The organism is Subtercola sp. YIM 133946 (genome assembly GCF_036553535.1).
Taxonomy (GTDB): domain Bacteria; phylum Actinomycetota; class Actinomycetes; order Actinomycetales; family Microbacteriaceae; genus Subtercola.
Map to the genome: position 1 here is coordinate 219764 of NZ_JAZHPE010000013.1, position 16904 is coordinate 236667.

Consider the following 16904-nt stretch of genomic DNA (forward strand, 5'->3'; position numbering starts at 1 on the left):
GCTGTAGAACTGCTCAGAAAGTTTGAGACACTGGGGAGCGTGACTCAGAGCCCCGCAGACCTCGCCCGCGACACTCGCGCGCTTCCCGCCGAGCATCCGCTCAGCGCCGGCCGAACATCCGAGAGCCCGCTGGTGACCACCTACCAGGGCGTGCGCGGCGACGTGACCCCGGTGTGGTTCATGCGCCAGGCGGGTCGTTCGCTGCCCGAGTACCGCGACCTGCGGGTCGGCACCGAGATGCTCGACGCGTGCCTGAACCCCGAGATGGCGAGCGAGATCACGCTGCAGCCCGTGCGCCGGCACGGGGTCGACGCGGCCATCTTCTTCAGCGACATCGTGGTGCCGATGAAGCTGGCGGGGGTCGACGTGAGCATCGTTCCCGGTCGGGGGCCGGTGCTCGCGCATCCGGTGCGAACGGCTCAGGATGTTCGTGCCCTGCCGACACTCGACGAAGCTGCCCTCGCTCCCATCTCAGAGGCGGTCGCGCTGACCGTCGCCGCCCTGGGCGACACGCCCCTCATCGGCTTCGCGGGGGCACCGTTCACGCTTGCCGCCTACCTCGTCGAGGGCGGCCCGTCGAAGGATCACCTCGCGGCCCGCACCCTCATGCACTCCGATCCCGCTGCCTGGGCCGACCTCATGCAGTGGACGGCGACGATCACGGGCGCCTTCCTGCGCGCCCAGATCCTGGCCGGCGCGAGCGCCGCGCAACTGTTCGACTCGTGGGCCGGCGCGCTCTCGCTCGCCGACTACAGCTCGAAGGTCGCCCCGGCCTCGGCTGCCGCGCTGTCGAGCGTGCACGGGCTGACCTACACCGCAGGCGACACGGCGCGCACGGTGCCCATCGTGCACTTCGGCGTGGGTACCGGCGAGCTGCTCAAGGCCATGCACGACGTGGGCGCCGACGTGGTGGGCGTCGACTACCGCATTCCGCTCGACGAGGCGTCGCGCCGGCTCGGCGGAACGGTGACCGTGCAGGGCAACATCGACCCGGCCCTGCTCGCCGCCCCGTGGCCGGTGCTCGAGGCGCATGTGCTCGACGTGCTCGCCCGTGGCGCCGCCGCTCCCGCACACGTGCTGAACCTGGGCCACGGCGTGCCGCCCGAGACCGACCCGGCCGTGCTCACCCGTCTCGTCGAATTCGTGCACTCCCGCCCCACAGTCTGACGAGGGCCGTCGTGCAGAAGAAGAGCGTGGTCGTGGTCGGGGCGGGCATCGGCGGGCTGGTGGCCGCGCGGCAGCTGGCGCGCGATGGCTTCGCGGTGACGGTTCTGGAGGCCGGCGACACGGCCGGCGGCTGCGTGGCGACGCATACCGTTGCAGGCATACATCTCGACAGCGGGGCGGAGAGCTTCGCCACGCGCGGAGGCACAGTTGCGGCGTTCCTGGCGGAACTCGGCCTCGGGCAGAGCGTCGTCTCGCCCGATGCGCGGGGCGCGTGGCTGCAGCTGCCGAACGCCGCCGCTCCCCTGCCGAAGAACACCCTGTTGGGCATCCCAGGGGTACCCCTCGCCACCGACGTGCGGGTGATTCTGGGCTGGCGCGGCGCGATACGAGCCCAGCTCGACCGCGTGCTGCCGTTCGTGCGGGTTCGCAAGGAGGCCGACTTGGGCGACCTCGTGCGCCGGCGGATGGGCCGCGCGGTGCTCGACCGGCTCGTGGCGCCGGTGGTGTCAGGCGTGCACTCCGCCCACCCCGACCTCGTCGACGTTCACGCCGTCGCTCCCGGGCTCACCACCGCCATGACGAACCAGGGGTCGCTCTCGGGCGCCGTGATGTCGATCATCGCCCGGCGCGGCCAGGCGCCCGACGGCAGAACTCCGGCGGGAGATGAGGCCAGCGGCGCGACCACCAGCGGGGAGAACACCAATGGCTTGGCCAGGAACGGCGATGGTGACGCGCCCGGAGGTCGCCCCGCACCCGGCTCGGCGGTCGGCGGCGTCGACGGCGGCATGTACCGCCTCGTCGAGGCGCTCGTCGCCGATTGCGAACGCCTCGGCGTCAACCTCCAGTTCGGCGTGGGCGTCGAGAGCGTGCGCCGCGTCGCCTCAGAGACCCCGGGCTCAGCCGAGTGGATGACCGTGCTGGCCGACGAGACCGTGCTCGGGTCGCACGGGGTCGTCGTCGCGGCCGGCTTCCGTGCCGCCCTCGCCCTGCTGCGAACCGTCGCCGACAGCGGGCCCGCGCCCACCGTCGACGAGAAGCTCAGCGGCGCAGCCTCGCTCGAATCCGACCTGGCCCGGCAGACGCGCGCCGAGAGCTGGCCCGGATCGAGCGTCGTCACCCTCGCGACCCTCGTGCTCGACGCCCCCGAGCTCGACGCCGCGCCGCGGGGAACGGGTGTGCTCGTCGCCGAAGACGTCACGGCCGTGCCGGCCAAGGCGCTCACCCACGCCACCGTCAAGTGGCCCTGGCTGGCCCGCGACGCCGGCCCGGGCCGCCACGTCGTGCGCCTCTCCTACGGTCGCGGCGGCCAGACCCCGCCCGCGATCACCCTCGAGCAGGCGCTGCGTGATGCTGCCCTGCTGCTCGACACCGAGCTGACGCAGGGCCAGGTGCGCGGCTTCGCACTGACCGACTGGCGTGACTCGCTGGCCTTCGCTACGACGGGCCACCGCGCCAGGGTCGATGCGCTCGTCGAGGCGGTGCACGGGCATCCGGGGCTCGAGGTCTGCGGCGCCTGGGTTTCGGGCACAGGCCTGGCCTACGTCATCGACGGAGCAGGCGTCAAGGCCCGCGCCCTTGCGCAGCAGCTGGCCAGCGCATAGGGCTACGATTTACCTCTAAGCGACTCAACGACTGATCGGAGTAATCATGCGCGGAAAGCTGCTTTTCGTGGTCGGCCTCGGTGCGGGCTACGTACTCGGCTCGAGGGCCGGGCGCCAGCGGTACGAGCAGATCAAAGCAGGCGCTGACAAGGTCTGGTCGTCTCAGCCCGTTCAGGCCGGCGTCGGCCAGGTGCAGGGCTTCGCCAACCAGCAGGTCGACAAGCTGTCGGGCAAGCTGGCCGACCAGATCCGCAAGGTTCTCGGTTCGCTGCTCGGCCTCGACAAGGGCAACGTCGAGGTGACGGTGGTCGCCAGGCGCGGCACCCGCCCCGCCGGTGCCCCTGCGGCGACGACCGGCTCCGACGGCGGCGCTCCCCTCACTCCCCCGGTCTCGTCGACGGTCACCGAGTAGACGCACGGCTCGGAGACACTGATGGCTGATACGCGCAGTTCAGAGCAGACCACGCCGGGCTCGGCGGGCACGGGCGGCTCGGCGACCACGCGCCGCACCCGGCCGCACACCGAGAACCCGAAGACCAGGCAGTCGCTGGCCGAGCTGGTGACCGCCCTGCCCGGGCTCGTCACCGCCCTGGTCAAAGACGAACTCGCGCTTCTGAAGGCCGAGGTCATCAGCAGGGTCACCAAGCTCGGCATCGGCGCAGGGCTGATCGCCGCGGCGCTGTTCCTGCTCTTCTTCGTCTTCGCGGTGCTGGTCGCCGCCGCCGTGCTCGGCATCGCCACGGCACTGCCGGGCTGGCTCGCGGCGCTCATCGTCGCCGGCGGGCTCTTCATCATCGCGGTCATCCTGATTCTCGTGGGGTACCTGTCGATCAAGAGGGGCATACCCCCGGTGCCCGAAGAGTCGATCACCAGCATCAAGAAAGACATCAATGCCGTGAAGGGGCTGGGTGAGACGCATGAGTAACGACTCCGGTGCACCGAACGACGCACCCCTCGGTGCCGCGTCGAAGGCTGCCGCTGCCAGCATCAAGAAGAACCAGTCGCCCGCGCCCGACAAGCCGGCCGACACCCGCACCCGTGAGCAGATCAAGCTCGATGTGGTTAAGAATCGCAAAGACCTCTCTGAAACGCTCGACGCGATCGAGTTCAAACTGAACGTGCCCAAGCAGGCCCGTTTCGCCGCGAAGCGCGTCACCGACAAGTTCGACGAACTCAAGCGGGAGAACCCTGCGGTGCTCGTCGCCGGAGCCGCGGCCGCCGCAGCCGTGGTCGGCGGCGCCGTCTGGCTCTCCATCCGCGCCCTCCGGCGCTAGGGCAGACACCTGCGCCGGCGGCACCGCCCCGGCGTACGACGGGCCGGTTCGCCCTGACCGGCCGAGAAAGAAGACAATGACACTCCCGACTCCCGATCGGGCAGACGCTGCTGCCGGTTCGCCGGCCGCACCGGCCGAATCCGGCTCGCTGCAGCCGTCGTCGATCGCCTCCACCACCGAGCCGCTCGGCGACACCGTCACGGCCTACACGCTGTGGGCGGTCTTCAAGCGCAACCCCGGCGCCGAGCAGTTCTTCGACGGGTACGACGTTCCGTCGATCGTCGAAGAGCTCGACGACGCCGTGCTGAGCGTCGAGAGCGAAGAGGTGACCCTCCGCGGCTGGTACGACGTGTCGGGCCTCCGCAGCGACGCCGACCTCATGGTGTGGATTCACGGCGGCACCCCCGAAACACTGCAGTGGGCGCTGCGCCAGCTGCGCCGCACCGCCCTGCTGAAGGGCCTGCTGCCGGTGTGGAACGCCATGGGCGTGCACCGCGACGCCGAGTTCAACAAGCGCCACATGCCGTCGTTCATGCTGGGCAAGCCGCCGCAGGGCTGGGTCACGGTGTACCCGTTCGTTCGGTCGTACGAGTGGTACCTGCTGCCCGAGGCCGAGCGCAGCGCCATGCTGCGCGATCACGGCATGAAGGGCGCGGCCTTCCGCACGACGCTCGCCAACACCGTCGCGAGCTTCGCCCTCGGCGACTACGAGTGGATTCTGGCGCTCGAAGACGACGACCTGCTGAATCTGGTCGACATGATGCGCGACCTGCGGCAGACGGATGCCCGCCGGCACGTGCGCGAAGAGGTGCCGTTCTTCACCGGCCGCCGCATCACCACCGCCGAGATCGTCGAGGTGCTGCAGTGAGCGCCAGGATCGTTCGCGGCGCAACGGATGCCGCAGCATCCGGAGCCGAACACGTGGAGGTGCCCACGGCCTACGACGCGATTCTGCTCGCCTCCTTCGGCGGCCCCGAGGGGCAGGATGACGTCATCCCCTTCCTCCGCAACGTCACGCGCGGCCGGGGAATCCCCGACGAGCGTCTCGAAGAGGTCGCCCACCACTACCGCGCGTTCGGCGGCGTCAGCCCCATCAACGAACAGAACCGCGAACTGAAGGCGGCACTCGAAGCCGAACTTGCATCGCGCGGCATCGACCTGCCGGTGCTCTGGGGCAACCGCAACTGGGCCCCGTACCTGCCGGAGGCGCTCGTCGAAGCCAACGAGCGCGGCTTCACCAAGCTGATCGCCATCGGTACGAGCGCGTACAGCTCGTACTCGAGCTGCCGCCAGTACCGCGAAGACTACGCGCGGGCCCTGGCCGAGACCGGGCTCGAGGGCACGATTCAGATCGACAAGGTGCGGCAGTTCTTCGATCATCCCGGATTCGTCGCGCCATTCATCGACGGGGTCGCAGCGGCCTTCGACGAGATCGAGCAGGCGCGGCCGGGCATCGACCTCGGCAGCGAGGTCGAGGTGTTGTTCTCGACGCACTCGATTCCGATGGCCGACGCTGACCGGTCGGGCCCGCCCGAGCGCGGATTCGGCACGGGCGGAGCCTACGAGGCGCAGCACCGGGCGGTCGCCGAGGTCGTCATGGCGGCCGTGGGCGTGGGCCGGGCGGCGTTGCCGCAGTGGCAGCTCGTCTTCCAGTCGCGCAGCGGGCCGCCCAGCCAGCCATGGCTCGACCCCGACGTGAACGACGTGATCGCCGAGCTGCCCGCGCGCGGCATCGCGGCCGTCGTCATCGTTCCCCTGGGGTTCGTGAGTGACCACATGGAGGTCAAGTGGGATCTCGACAAAGAGGCGACCGACACCGCCGCTGATAACGATTTGTACAGTGTTCGCGTGCAGACCCCCGGAGTTCACAAAGAGTACGTCAGCGGCCTGATTGACTTGGTGCTCGAACGGGTCAACGGCGTACCGACCGCCGAGCGGCCCGCGCTCACCGAGCTCGGGCCGTGGTACGACGTGTGCCGTTCAGGCTGCTGCGAGAATGTTCGCCTCGGCTTCAAACCGGCGCTGGCGGGGCTCGCCCCGTAAGCGTTCTACATCTGCTCCAACCCGAATCGCACGAAAGTCATGACTCGAACCCTACGAATCGCCACCCGCGGTAGTGCGCTCGCCCTCGCCCAGACCGGGATGATCGCCGCCGAGCTGACGCGGCTGACCGGCGTCGAGGTGCAGATCAGCGTCGTCACCACCGAGGGCGACGTGTCACGGGCATCGCTCGCCAGCCTCGGCGGAACCGGGGTGTTCGCCAGTGCGCTGCGGGCGGCGCTCATGGCGGGCGACTGCGATCTCGTCGTGCACTCTCTGAAAGACCTGCCGACCGCACCGTACCCCGGCCTGGCGCTCGCCGCCGTGCCCACCAGGGAAGACCCGCGCGATGCCTTCATCACCCGCGACGGTCTCACGCTCGACGAGCTGCCCGAGGGATTTCGCGTCGGCACGGGGTCGCCCCGGCGGGTCGCCCAGCTGCTCTCGCTGCGACCGGATGCAACTGTGGTTGACATTCGGGGTAATGTCGACACCAGGCTGGCAAAGGTGTCGAGCGGGGAACTGGACGCCGTGGTGCTTGCTGCCGCCGGTCTCACCAGGCTGGCACGGCTTGACGCCGTCACCGAGTTCTTCGATCTCTCCATCTGGCCGACCGCACCCGGCCAGGGCGCACTGGCACTTGAAGCGCGCGAGGAGGACAGCATTTCTGAGTTGGCATTCGTCGAAGACGATCGAACACGGCTGTCTGTCACCGCCGAGCGCGCCGTGCTGGCAGGCCTCGAGGCCGGATGCTCGGCTCCCGTCGGCGCGACCGCGACGGTCACCGAAGGCGACCACGGCGCAGAACTCACGCTCACCGCGGTGGTCTACAGCGCAGGTGGCGACGAAGAACTGGGCAGCACGCGGTCTACCCGGCTCGGCGGTGTGGGCGACGTCGGAGGTCTCGCTGGCCTCGAGGGTCTCGGTGCGCTCGGTGAGAGCGGCCGCGAAACCCTCGGCTCGGCTCGAGCCCGAGAACTCGCCGAGGGCCTCGGTCGCGAGCTCGCCGCACAACTGCTCGACGACGGCGCAGCCGACCTCGCCGAAGTGGGAGGCCGTTCGTGATCTCGACCAACACCTCCCCCACACCGAAACCGCTGCAGGGCTGGCGCGTTCTCGTGCCGCGCGGCGGGCCGTGGGGGCACGGTGTCGCCAGCGACCTGCGCACGTTCGGGGCGACGCCCATCGTCGCTCCGCTGATCAACTTCGCACCCACCGATGACGCGCCGGCGCTGCAGAGCGCGCTCGAGCGGCTTGCGGCGGGGGCGTTCGACTGGCTCACGGTGACGAGCGCCACCACGGTCGACGTGCTGTCGGCGCACGAGGCGGTGGTGCCGGCGTCCACCCGCATCGCGGCGGTGGGCGAGACGACGGCCGCCGCGCTGACGGTGGCGGGGTACAAGGTCGACCTGGTTCCGCTCGAAGACAACTCGGCCAAGGGCCTGCTGTCTGAGATGAAACAGTTCGAAGAGGCCGGCGCCGCGCTGCGCATCCTCACGCTGCGCAGCGAGCTGGCGAAGCCGGTGCTCACCAACGGCTTAATCAAACGCGGGCACTCGGTCGAGTCGGTCATCGCGTACCGCACCATCGGTGTGCCGGTCGACCCGAGCATTCGCGAAGAGGTCGCCGCAGGGCTGATCCGCGCGATTCTGGTGACCTCGGGCAGCGTGGCCGAGCAGGTGCAACTGCAGCTCGGGCCGGTGCCCGAATCGACGATCGTGGCGTGCATCGGGCCCGTGACGGCACAGGATGCCCGCTCCTACGGGCTGCGCGTCGACGTGGTCGCGGCTGACCGCACCGCGGAGTCGCTCATCGCGTCGCTCGTAGACGCAGCGCTGCAGTCGCGCTGAGGTTCGCGGCTACTTCGGGGCCGTGAGCTCGAGCGCGATGTTGTCGGGGTCGCGGAACTCGAGGATGAAGCTCGAGCCGATGTCTTTCACGTCTTCGTGCGGCACACCGAGCTCGTCGAGGAGGGCGACCGCGTCGTCGAGGTCGGAGCGGGCGGCGACGGCGAAGCTCAGGTGATCGAGGCCGACACGGTCTTCGTCATAGCGGTCACCTGCGGGGGCCACGGGGCGCAGGCCGAGCACCCCGCCGGCGAAGCTGTAGATGACCCCGCCGAACACGAAGGCGAGCTTTCGCTTGGTCTCGGCATCGGCGTCGGCGGGTGGCGCCTCGACCAGCACGTCGAATCCGAAGACGGCGTCGTAGAACTCGCGTGAGCGGGTGATGTCGGTGACGGTGAGACGGAGATGGGCGTAGTCGATCGCTGCAACAGGCATAGCGCCAGAATGGCAGTGCCGAAGTGCGGTGGGATAGGCCTTGCGCACGGGCGACGCGCGGGGGGCGGCGCTCGGCGGGCGTCCCTCGGCCCGCGGCTTTCGGGTCGGCTGGGCGCGTAGGGTTGAACGCATGAGTTCTCTTGAGGGCGGGCGCGGCGGCGCACCGATCGTGCGGCCGCGGCGGCTGCGGGCCACTCCGGCGATGCGCAGACTGGTCGCAGAGACCAGGTTGAACCCCGCCGAGCTGGTGCTTCCACTCTTCGTGCGGGAGGGCACCGAGCCCCGGCCGCTGAGCTCGATGCCGGGCATCCTGCAGCACACCACCGAGAGCGTTCGGGCCGCCGTGAACGAGGCCGCCGACCTGGGGCTCGGCGGGGTGATGCTGTTCGGGGTTCCCGAGGCGAAAGACGCCATCGGGTCGGGAGCGACCGACCCCGACGGCATTCTGAACGAGGCAACCCGTGTGGTGGTCGCCGAGGTCGGCGACGCGCTGGTGGTGCAGACCGACCTGTGCCTCGACGAGTTCACCGACCACGGGCACTGCGGTGTGCTCGACGCCGAGGGGCGGGTCGACAATGACGCGACGCTGCTGCGGTACCGCGACATGGCGCTGGCGCAGGCTGCCGCCGGGTCGGAACTGCTGGGGCTGTCGGGCATGATGGACGGCCAGGTGGCGGCGGTGCGCGACGCACTCGACGCCGAGGGTTATCAGAACACCGCCATCCTGGCGTATTCGGCGAAGTACGCGTCGGCGTTCTACGGGCCGTTCCGCGAGGCGGTCGGGTCATCGTTGCGCGGAGACCGCAAGTCGTACCAGCAAGACCCGGCCAACCGCCGGGAGGGGCTCTACGAGACGCAGCTCGACCTCGAGCAGGGCGCCGACATCGTCATGGTCAAGCCGGCGATGAGCTACCTCGACGTGCTGGCCGACGTGGCGGCGATGTCACCGGTTCCGGTGTGGGCGTACCAGGTGTCGGGCGAATACGCGATGATCGAGGCCGCCGCGGCGAACGGCTGGATCGACAGGGAGCGGGCCGTCTTCGAGTCGGTCACGAGCATCCGTCGCGCCGGGGCCGACGTGGTGCTGACGTACTTCGCGCCCGAGATCGCCCGCACGCTGCGCGAGCCGCTGCCGTGACAACATGCCCTGCCCGCTTGCCACGTAATTCATGCTGAAAACGAAGAACGAGGAACCCACCGTGACCGAGTCTGAGGCGCTGTACGCGCGGGCCGCCGTATCGATACCGGGTGGCGTCAATTCGCCCGTGCGGGCCTTTCGTTCGGTCGGCGGAACGCCGAGATTCATGGTGTCAGCACGCGGAGCCCACGTCACCGACGCCGACGGCATCGAATACGTCGACCTGGTCAGCTCCTGGGGCCCGGCGATTCTCGGGCACGCGCATCCCGAGGTCGTGGCCGCCGTTCAGGAGGCGGCGGCGCGCGGGCTCTCGTTCGGTGCGTCGACCCCCGGCGAGACCGAGCTCGCCGAGGCGATTAGGGCGCGCATCACGGCGGCCGGGGTCGCTCCCGTCGAGAAGGTTCGACTGGTGTCGACCGGTACCGAGGCGACGATGACAGCCATTCGTCTGGCCCGCGGATTCACCGGCCGCGACCTGCTCGTCAAGTTCGCCGGGCACTACCACGGTCATTCGGATTCCCTGCTCGCCGAGGCCGGTTCGGGGCTCGCGACGCTCGCCATGCCGGCGTCGGCCGGGGTGACGGCCGCGACGGCCGCCCAGACGCTGGTGCTGCCCTACAACTCGCTCGACGCGGTGCGCGAGGTCTTCGCGGCCCACCCCGGTCAGATCGCCGCGGTGATCACCGAGGCGGCGGCGGCGAACATGGGTGTGGTGGCGCCCGACCCCGGGTTCAACGCGGCGCTCGCCGGCATCGTGCACGAGAACGGCGCCCTGCTGGTCATGGACGAGGTGCTGACGGGCTTCCGCGTGGGCCCGGCCGGGTGGTGGGGGCTCGAGGTGAGCGGGCGGTCGTTCGGGGCGGGCGGGCTCGACGACGCCCGCGACCTGGGGGGCGAGCTGCCGTACCAGCCCGACCTGTTCACGTTCGGCAAGGTCATCGGCGGGGGCATGCCGCTCGCAGCACTCGGCGGACGAGCTGAGGTCATGGACTACCTCGCCCCCGTCGGCCCCGTCTACCAGGCCGGCACGCTCTCGGGAAACCCGGTGGCCGTCGCCGCTGGACTTGCGACCCTGCGGCTCGCCGATGACGAGGTGTATGCGAAGGTCGACAGTGCGGCATCCGTCATCTCGAAGGCGGTGTCAGACGCGTTGAGCGCGGAGGGGGTCGCGCACTCCGTGCAGCGGGCGGGCAACCTGTTCAGCTTCGCGTTCGGCGAGTTCGCCGGCGGGCCGTTGATCGGCGGTCCGCGAACGTACGCCGAGGTTCAGGGGCAGGAGTCGTTTCGGTACGCTCCGTTCTTTCATCACCTGCTCGACGCGGGTGTGTCGCTGCCGCCGTCGGTGTTCGAGGCCTGGTTCGTGTCGGCCGCCCTCGACGACGCGGCGCTCGAGCGTATCGTGTCGGCGCTTCCGGGCGCGGCTCGTTCCGCTGCGAGGGTTTCACGGGCAGACTAGAGGCATGGCAGTTCTGTTCGTGCATCCTGATCGTCTGGAGATCAGGCTGACGCGCACGGAGAAGCTGCTGTCGCTGAGGCGAAGCGACATCGAGGTGCCGCTGGAGAACATCCGGTCGGCTGTGCTGACCGACGACCCGTGGGTGTGGGTGCGCGGTATTCGCGCGCCGGGAACGGCCGTGCCGCTGACGCTCGCCGTCGGGTCGTGGAAGTACCACGACGGCAAAGACTTTCTGCTGATCAAAGGCACCCGCACCTCTGTCGTGATCGACCTCGAGAACGCGGAGTTCTCACGCATCATCGTGACGACCAAGCACTCTCTGACGCTGCTGCGGGCCCTGCGGCTGCCGCCGCTGGAGTCGTCGGGCGCGACGAAGATCGCGGCCGACTGAGGGTTCGAGCGTCGGTCCGCGTGCCGCGTGCCGCGTGCAGGTGCGCGGCGGAGTGCCGGCTGCGCTCGGCTGCGCCGTTCTGTTGCGCTTGCCGTGCGCCCCACGCGTGACTGCGCGGCTCCGTTGCGCCTGCCATGCGTCTGCCATGCGTCTGCCGTCATGCCGGGGCGGGCGCACCGTCATCCGGGCGAGGTGGTCGGGGTGGCTGGGGTGGCCGGGGCGCTGAGCGCGCGCAGCTCCCGGGAGACGAAGGCGGCGGTGGGGCCGTCGGTGCCGAGCAGTTCGACGCTGCGCCGGTAGGCGGTGACGGCCTCGGTGGGGCGGTCGGCCTGGCCGAGCAGGCGGGCCACGAAGAGGTGGGCGAGGCCGGCGGATGACCGCTCGCCGAGCCGTTCGTAGAGCCGCGCCGCGCGGCGGGCCGTCTCGAGCGCCTCGGCGTCGCGGCCGAGTGCGTCGAGGGCGTGGGCGCGGGAGTCGGTGATCGTGGCGTGCAGCGCGTCGAGGTCGAAGGCGTGCTGGTCGGCGACGGCCAGCGCCTCGTCGAAGGCGCGGAGGCCGCCCGGGTCGCCGAACTCGCACTGGGCCTGGCCGAGCAGGTGCAGGGCGTCGACCAGTTCCCACGGCTCATCGAGGCGGCGGGCCTGCGCTACCGTCTCGACGAGCACGTCGATCGCGCTGGCGTCGCCGTCGTCGAGCAGCAGCCGGGCAAGGGCGAGGCCGAGCCTGACGCAGGCCCGGCCATCCGTCGCCGCGGCGGCACGCGAGAGGGCCACACTGAAACAGCAGTAGGCGAGCTCGTCGTCGGCGGCCTCGCGGTGGGCGTGGCCCAGCCAGTACAGCACCTCGCTCAGCTCGGAGTCTGACGCCTTCGCCCGCACGGTGGCCTCGAGCACGGCGTCGAGTTCGACGGCGGCTTCGGCACCGCGCCCGGCCGTGATGAGGGCTCGCGCCAGCCGGAACCGGATGACGGCCGCCTCGGGGTGGTTGATGCGGTCGGCCTCGGTTGCGGCGTGGCGCCAGGCTTCGGCGACTCCGGCCTGCACGCCGAGCTCTTCGAGCAGCAGGGCGAGCCGCGCACACGCGTCGATGATGCCCTTGCTGTAACCGAGCTCGAGGTAGAGCGACAGGGCGCGGTCGGCGTCGGCGATTCCCGCATTGAGCTGCGAGAGCCCGTGGCTGGCCGCCGCCCGCAGCAGCAGGGCGTTGGCGCGAGTGGCGCGGTCGAGGGTGTGGCGCAGCAACCGGTTCGTGGTCTGCCTCACGGCGTCGAAGTCGCCCTCCGCGAGCTGCGCGTGCGCCAACAACACGAGCGGACGCTGCACGGTGGGGTTGTCGGGGTCGTGCCCGCAGCGCCTCACGGCTGCCAGCATGAGCTCTACGGCCTCGGCGGATCGCCCCTCCTTCAGACGCTGCACCGCGAGGGCGTTCAGGATGCTCGTCTCGGCTTCGGGCTCGACGCGTGCTGTGCGGGCGGCACTCAGCGCGCGTTCGAGGGAGCCGGGGCTCCAGGTGGGCGCCGGCGATCGCGCGGGCGCTGCCGCCGATGCTCGGGCGTGTTCCTCGTGCTTGTCGTGTTCCTCGTGTTGTTCCAGGCGGGCGAACCCGGAGGCGGCTGCGGCTGGCGCCGTCTCGGCACCGAACAGAACGAGGCCGACCTGCAGTTCGACCTCGGCCAGGTCGAGCCGGTCGTCGGCGATGAGCACGTCGGCGCGGAGCCCGGCGAGCCGCTCTGCCTCGACGGTGTCGCCGCGCTCGATGGCGAGGGTGATCTCGAGGCCGTAGAGGGCGGTGCGCACGTGGTGGCGGCGCGCTGTGTCGGCCGCCGCGTCCGCCGCCGTGTCGGCAACGCCGTCGCCCGCCGCGTCGGCGTTGCGAGTGGCCACGGGGGCGGCGACGACATGGAGGTGGGTGGGCTGCGCCGCCCGGTGCTCGGCGTCGAGGGCATCGTGTGCCCAGCGGATGGCGGCGAGGGCGGCGTCGGGATCTTCGACGGTCGCGTGCTCGCGGGCGAGCTGCAGCCACAGCTCCGACGCCGGTGCGTCGTGCGGCAGCGACGCGAAGGCCGCCTGGATGCCGTCGGGCTGGGCCGAGGCCGTCTTGGCCAGCCGGGCGCGAACGGCGGGGCGCAGGTTGATCGGGGGAGTCGGGCCCGCGTCGAGCCTGTCGGCGTAGAGGGTGGTGCGGTTGCGGTAATCGAACTCCGTGGCGAGGGCGTGAGTCGCGAGTGAGCAGGTGCGCGCGAACTGCCGCGCTGTGGTCGGGTGGTGATCGGCGCCGTGCGGGCCGGAGAGCCGGGCATCCGTCGCCGATGGGTGGGCGACGAAAGCGGCGAAGAACTGCGCCACCGCGGGGTGCGCGGCCTGATGGATGATCGTCGAGCCGCGGTCGGCGTCATCGAGGGCGTCGAGCACCGCTGCGATCGATACGAGAGCGTCGAACTGCGCTGCCGCGTTCAGAGGGTCGAACGGGAGCCAGGGCAGGTGGCGTTCGATCAGGGCGAGGGCGTCATCGAGGGCGTCGACCATGCGCAGGTAGTCGATGTGCAGGGCGACGAGGCCGAGGTGGCGGGGGTTGGAGCGGATGAGGGGGTATCCGAGCTGGTGGGAGCGGGCGGCCTTCTTCGGCTGCCCCGCGTGCAGGTACACCGAGAGGCTGCGGGCGTACGACAGCTCGGGTTCGTGGGCGCACGACTCGGGGTCGTCGAACAGCAGGTCGAAGGCGGCCGCGGCCTCATCGAAGCGAGCCTGCTCGGCCAGGGTGAGCGCGTGTTCGCCGAGGCGGCAGGTGCGGCAGGGCGAGTAGTCGTCGAGGGGCGTCGCCGCGAGGTTCAGGTGGGCCGTCGCCTGGTCTTCGGGGGTGGCGATGAGGCGGGCCACGCGCACCTGAGCGAAACGCAGGGCGCTCAGGCCCTCGCCGTGGCGTTGCAGCATCGAGCGGAGGGTGTTCAGCGACTCGACGATGACGGTGCGGTCGAATTCGGGGCTGGCGGCGACGGTGTCGGGGATGGTCGTGAGCTCCCAGAGCAGGTCGAGGTTGTCGATGCGCGCGGGAAAGCGCCGGGGGTCGGCGAGGTGCTTGGCGAGGCACCAGTCGAGGGCCGCGAGGCGGCCCTCGGTGTCGCCGGAGAGTGTGCACGACGAGATGAGGCGGAGGCGGGCGGTGTAACTGAGCAGGGCGGGGTCTGTGGGGGGTGTGGTTGAGGGCTTCGCGTCTGTGGTGGTGGGTACGACGTTTGTGTTGGTGGGAGCGAGGTTTGTGCCGATGGTGGTGGTCGCCGTGTCGAACGCGGTGATGGCATCAGCGATCGAGACGGCCTCGTCGAGCAGCAGGCGCTCGAGCGCGCCGGAGCGCAGCGCGTCGGAGGCCGCGAGGAGGCGTTCGGTGTGCTTTTCGGGCTGCATAGGGGGTTTCGTGGGGCGGTTTCGTGGAGGGCTTCGTGGGTGACTTCGTGGGTGACTTCGTGGGTGGTGGCGTCGGTGACGAGCGGTGGAGTCGGTGGAGGCGTGTCGGCTGCCGTGGGCGTGGGTGTGGTGGCAGATGTTCTGAGAGGCGGTGGGTGTGACGGGGGTCGTCAATACGGCAGGCGGCCCAGGGACTGTCCCGGGCTCCACGTCGAACGCACCGACGATATTGTCGGCGGTGTGCGGCGGGGTGGCCCATCGGGGTGGGGCGGCTCCTCGGGGTGCGGCGGAGCTGCAGGTTCACCGGCGGCATCGGGCGCCGACGCTGGGGATGCCGGCGACGTCGGGGCCGGAGAAGGGACAGCGGGGTCGGGAGGTGCGGCGGACTTTGGCGCTGGGACCGTCGCAGAGGTCGGGGCCGAGGTGGGAGTCGGGGCGGAGGTGGGAGTCGGGGCCGAGGTGGGGGTCGCGGCGGAGGTGGGAGTCGAGATGGGGGTGGATGTCGCGGGGCGGGAGGGCGCAGCAGGCTGTGATGGGCGTGGCTCGCGTGGCGGGGATGGGGTCTCAGCCGCCAGGAGGGCGTCGAAGGCCGGTAGCTGGGCGGCTGCCGGGGCTGCGGAGGGTTCGACTGGGGCTGGGTCTGCGACTGCAGCTGCGGGGGCGGCGGAGGCTGCGGCAGTGTCGGGCAGTGCCGCGACCGAGGTCGGGGGCATGCCGCTGACGCGGGAGGCGAGGGCGCAGAGGGAGGAGAGGGCGCGTTCGGGGAGGCCGGCTCCGAAGCAGAGGCGCCAGAGGATGCTCAGCAGAGCGGTCGCGAGGGCGATCTCTGCCGCGACCAGCCACGGGGAGCCTCGGCCCGCGAGGGCGGCGAGGTCGAGCATCCGTACCGCCAGCGTGGAACCGGGCGCCGCGAAGGCCGCCGTGCACGAGACAGCGACGGCGATGATGCCGAGGCTGAGGGCGAGCGTTCCGGGGGCCGACAGAAGCAGCAGCGGCCAGCGCAGGGCCCTGCCGGCCAGAAGGGCTGCACCGGTCACGGCCAGCAGCGCCCCCGCGACGCCGAGCACGACGACGACCGACGGGGGTGCCGTGAGGTAGCCCATGATGCCCGCCTGGGCGGTACGAACAAGAGTCGTGGTGTCTGAGATGCCGGGCAGGGTGGAACCCGGGCTCAGGATGCTCGGCAGCAGCCACGCGCCAGCGAAAGCTGCGGCGCAGAGCCCGAGGCCGCTCGCGGTGAGCATGACGCGCACACCGACGAGATCGAGCCTCAGGCGTGCGACGGCCATTCCGGCCGGGAAGAGCGCCAGCCACGGGAGGTAGGCACTGGCGACGAGCGCCGCCGATCCGAGCGGAAGGTTGCTCAGCTCGTGCGCGGCGACCGGAGTGACGACGGCGCTTGCGGCCGCGATGCTGAACAGGAGTGCGGAGCCGCACCGTGAGAGCAGAACCTCGGCGAGCGACATGACGCCGATGTAGAGCAGCAGGCCGCCGGCCAGCAGGGCGGCGGGCACGGTGGTGGCGACGACGATGTCGAGGGCGCCGTGGGTGCCGGCCGCGCCGCTCAGCGCGCCGCCGGACCCGCCCGCGGCGCCACTGCCGCCGACGACGGTGGCGATTCCGCCCGGGGTGCCACCGACGCCGGCGATACCGCCCGCGAGGGTGCTGAACCAGTGGCCCGGCGCGAGCCGTCCGACCGTGTAGCCGGCACCCAGCACCAGGACGCTCGCGACGTTGAAGACGATGCTGCGCGCGAGAACACGGGTGCGCGAACGGAGCCCGTCGACGCCCATGAGGCCCTCGTAACCGCCAGACGCAAGACTCGCCGAGACGCCTGCGACGAACGCGAACGTCAGCATGGCGAGTATGCAGAGCACGCCGCCCTGCGCCAGCCCCAGCCAGCTGGAGGGGTCGGTGAGCGAGACGGCGTCGGCTGACGCGGTGGTCGGCGCGGTCGTCAACGCCGAGGCGAGGCCCAGGATGAGCAGCAACACGGCGAGGCCGCGCACGGCGTCGACCCCGATCATCCGGCTGCGTGAGCCGAACAGGCGCGCGCGAACGCCTCCAGATTCGCGTTCGGGACGGGTTGGCGCGCCGCCGCCACTCGCGGCCGCATCCTGTGCGCCGGTGGCCCCCTGTCCCGCGATTCTCGAG

15 protein-coding genes are annotated in these 16904 nt (G+C 70.9%); 12 read left to right on the forward strand and 3 right to left on the reverse strand.

Going from position 1 to position 16904, the window contains the following annotated elements; genetic code table 11:
* The first annotated feature begins 39 nt into the window (after positions 1-39).
* The 9 genes from hemE to V3W46_RS04315 all read left to right on the forward strand — a co-directional run bounded on the left by hemE (position 40) and on the right by V3W46_RS04315 (position 7932).
* On the forward strand, positions 40-1167 hold the full coding sequence (gene hemE / locus V3W46_RS04275; protein ID WP_331781847.1) for a uroporphyrinogen decarboxylase: 1128 nt from the start codon (positions 40-42) through the stop codon (positions 1165-1167).
* Positions 1168-1178: 11 nt separating this feature from the next.
* The gene (locus V3W46_RS04280) at positions 1179-2768 is read left to right on the forward strand and encodes a protoporphyrinogen/coproporphyrinogen oxidase (RefSeq protein ID WP_331781848.1); all 1590 of its coding nucleotides are present in this window, start codon (positions 1179-1181) and stop codon (positions 2766-2768) included.
* 46 nt (positions 2769-2814) lie between these two features.
* Positions 2815-3180, forward strand: coding sequence for a hypothetical protein (locus V3W46_RS04285; protein WP_331781849.1), 366 nt, complete (start codon positions 2815-2817; stop codon positions 3178-3180).
* 21 nt (positions 3181-3201) lie between these two features.
* On the forward strand, positions 3202-3693 hold the full coding sequence (locus tag V3W46_RS04290; protein WP_331781850.1) for a phage holin family protein: 492 nt from the start codon (positions 3202-3204) through the stop codon (positions 3691-3693).
* On the forward strand, positions 3686-4042 hold the full coding sequence (locus V3W46_RS04295) for a DUF3618 domain-containing protein (RefSeq protein WP_331781851.1): 357 nt from the start codon (positions 3686-3688) through the stop codon (positions 4040-4042). The genes V3W46_RS04290 and V3W46_RS04295 overlap by 8 nt, the downstream gene beginning before the upstream one ends.
* Before the next feature lie 76 nt (positions 4043-4118).
* The gene (hemQ, locus tag V3W46_RS04300; protein WP_331781852.1) at positions 4119-4910 is read left to right on the forward strand and encodes a hydrogen peroxide-dependent heme synthase; all 792 of its coding nucleotides are present in this window, start codon (positions 4119-4121) and stop codon (positions 4908-4910) included.
* A complete protein-coding gene (locus V3W46_RS04305) occupies positions 4907-6085 on the forward strand; it encodes a ferrochelatase (protein ID WP_331781853.1) in 1179 nt (392 codons plus the stop codon). The genes hemQ and V3W46_RS04305 overlap by 4 nt, the downstream gene beginning before the upstream one ends.
* 39 nt (positions 6086-6124) lie before the next feature.
* Complete coding sequence (gene hemC, locus V3W46_RS04310; protein WP_331781854.1) at positions 6125-7147, forward strand: hydroxymethylbilane synthase; 1023 nt, start codon at positions 6125-6127, stop codon at positions 7145-7147.
* Positions 7147-7932, forward strand: coding sequence for a uroporphyrinogen-III synthase (locus V3W46_RS04315; RefSeq protein WP_331781906.1), 786 nt, complete (start codon positions 7147-7149; stop codon positions 7930-7932). Before hemC ends, V3W46_RS04315 begins: the two co-directional genes overlap by 1 nt.
* A 9-nt stretch (positions 7933-7941) precedes the next feature.
* On the opposite strand, the gene V3W46_RS04320 is transcribed toward V3W46_RS04315, so the two are convergent.
* Entirely contained in the window at positions 7942-8364 is a 423-nt protein-coding gene (locus V3W46_RS04320; protein ID WP_331781855.1) for a VOC family protein, read from the reverse strand.
* 130 nt (positions 8365-8494) lie between these two features.
* On the opposite strand from V3W46_RS04320, the gene hemB reads away from it, so the two are divergent.
* The 3 genes from hemB to V3W46_RS04335 all read left to right on the forward strand — a co-directional run bounded on the left by hemB (position 8495) and on the right by V3W46_RS04335 (position 11349).
* Positions 8495-9502 carry a porphobilinogen synthase gene (gene hemB, locus V3W46_RS04325; protein WP_331781856.1) on the forward strand — a complete coding sequence of 336 codons (1008 nt, stop codon included), beginning with the start codon at positions 8495-8497 and terminating at the stop codon, positions 9500-9502.
* A gap of 61 nt (positions 9503-9563) precedes the next feature.
* Positions 9564-10958, forward strand: a complete 1395-nt coding sequence (gene hemL / locus V3W46_RS04330; protein ID WP_331781857.1) for a glutamate-1-semialdehyde 2,1-aminomutase — start codon at positions 9564-9566, stop codon at positions 10956-10958.
* 4 nt (positions 10959-10962) lie between these two features.
* Positions 10963-11349 carry a hypothetical protein gene (locus V3W46_RS04335; protein WP_331781858.1) on the forward strand — a complete coding sequence of 129 codons (387 nt, stop codon included), beginning with the start codon at positions 10963-10965 and terminating at the stop codon, positions 11347-11349.
* Between the two features lie 179 nt (positions 11350-11528).
* Here the strand turns inward: V3W46_RS04335 and V3W46_RS04340 are convergent, their stop codons facing one another.
* Positions 11529-14750, reverse strand: a complete 3222-nt coding sequence (locus V3W46_RS04340; protein ID WP_331781859.1) for a hypothetical protein — start codon at positions 14748-14750, stop codon at positions 11529-11531.
* 170 nt (positions 14751-14920) lie between these two features.
* The gene (locus V3W46_RS04345) at positions 14921-16777 is read right to left on the reverse strand and encodes a hypothetical protein (protein ID WP_331781860.1); all 1857 of its coding nucleotides are present in this window, start codon (positions 16775-16777) and stop codon (positions 14921-14923) included.
* Between the last annotated feature and the right edge of the window lie 127 nt (positions 16778-16904).